Origin of the sequence: Hyphomonas sp. GM-8P, from assembly GCF_003263315.1 — a bacterium.
GTDB lineage: Bacteria > Pseudomonadota > Alphaproteobacteria > Caulobacterales > Hyphomonadaceae > Hyphomonas.
Genome location: NZ_AWFE01000145.1, coordinates 1 through 1,324, shown reverse-complemented (window position 1 = coordinate 1,324; position 1,324 = coordinate 1). Strand labels below are relative to the sequence as shown.

Sequence of the window (1,324 nt, the reverse complement as noted above, 5' to 3'; positions counted from 1 at the left end):
TGAACCGCCCCGGGTTTGCCGGAGGCTCTGTTCTTTGAGAGAGTGGAGCCATGACAGAGCAACCAAGACAAGGCCGGTACTCGCCGGAAGTGCGGGAGCGTGCGGTTCGAATGGTGATGGATCATCGCCACGAACATCCATCGCAATGGGCAGCGATCGTTTCGATTGCGGCTAAGATCGGATGCAGTGCGCAGACACTGCACAACTGGGTCGTGCAGGCCGAGCGGGATGCCGGCAAGCGGGCGGGGCCCAGCACAGAAGAGCGCGAACGGATCAAGGCGCTGGAGCGAGAGAACCGGGAGCTTCGCCAGGCCAATGAGATCCTTCGCAAGGCCAGCGCTTATTTCGCACAGGCGGAGCTCGACCGCCGGTCGAAGACATGATCGCATTCATTGACGAAAACCGCGATCAGTATGGGGTCGAGCCGATCTGTCGGGTATTGCCGATCGCCCCGTCCAGCTACTACGAGCATGCAAGGCGCAGGCGCCAGCCGGAGACGGCACCGGCGCGTGTCCGGCGCGATGCCATCCTGCGACCCGAGATCAAGCGGGTGTGGGAAGAGAACCACGAGGTGTACGGGGCCGAGAAAGTCTGGCGCCAGATGCTGCGGGAAGGCTTCGGGGTCGCTCGCTGCACGGTCGAGCGGCTGATGAAGGAATTGGGCCTTCAGGGTGTCCGGCGAGGCAAACAGGTGCGCACAACCGTCCCGGATAAATCAGCGCCATGCCCGCGTGACAAGGTGAACCGGAACTTCCAGCCGCCAGCGCCGAACCGCCTCTGGGTGAGCGATTTCACCTACGTTTCGACCTGGACCGGATTTGTCTATGTGGCCTTCATTATCGATGCCTTCGCCCGCCGCATTGTTGGCTGGCGGGTCAGCCGCACAGCACATGCGAGCTTCGTCCTCGATGCGCTCGAACAGGCCCTTCATGCCCGAAGGCCTGTCTCCGGCAGCGGCCTGGTGCATCATTCCGATCGCGGCAGTCAATATGTGTCCATAAAGTACACCGAGCGACTTGCCGAAGCAGGCCTCGAACCTTCCGTCGGCAGCGTCGGGGACTCCTACGACAATGCCCTCGCTGAGACGATCAATGGTCTGTACAAGGCTGAAGTCATCCATCGAAAGGGGCCATGGAAGTCGATGGATGCCGTCGAATATGCGACCCTCACCTGGGTGGACTGGTTCAATAACCGCAGACTCCTTGGGTCGGTCGGACATATTCCTCCGGCAGAAGCCGAAGCCAACTACTATGCAGCCCTGAAGGAAATCGCTATCGCTGCATGACCCTAACCGAATTGCCTCCGGGGTTACCGGGGCGGTTCA

1 protein-coding gene and 1 other annotated feature are annotated in these 1,324 nt (G+C 61.1%); the gene reads left to right on the top strand.

Annotation, left to right across the window (positions count from 1 at the left end; genetic code table 11):
• Positions 1-50: 50 nt before the first annotated feature.
• Positions 51-1,285, top strand: a protein-coding gene (locus tag HY26_RS18790; protein WP_370453466.1) for an IS3 family transposase whose coding sequence is annotated in 2 segments (ribosomal slippage) — positions 51-342 and positions 342-1,285 — 1,236 coding nt in all. Because the reading frame shifts where the segments join, the coding sequence is not laid out codon by codon here.
• Positions 338-454, top strand: a sequence feature (AL1L pseudoknot). (Overlaps the previous gene by 117 nt.)
• Positions 1,286-1,324 lie beyond the last annotated feature (39 nt).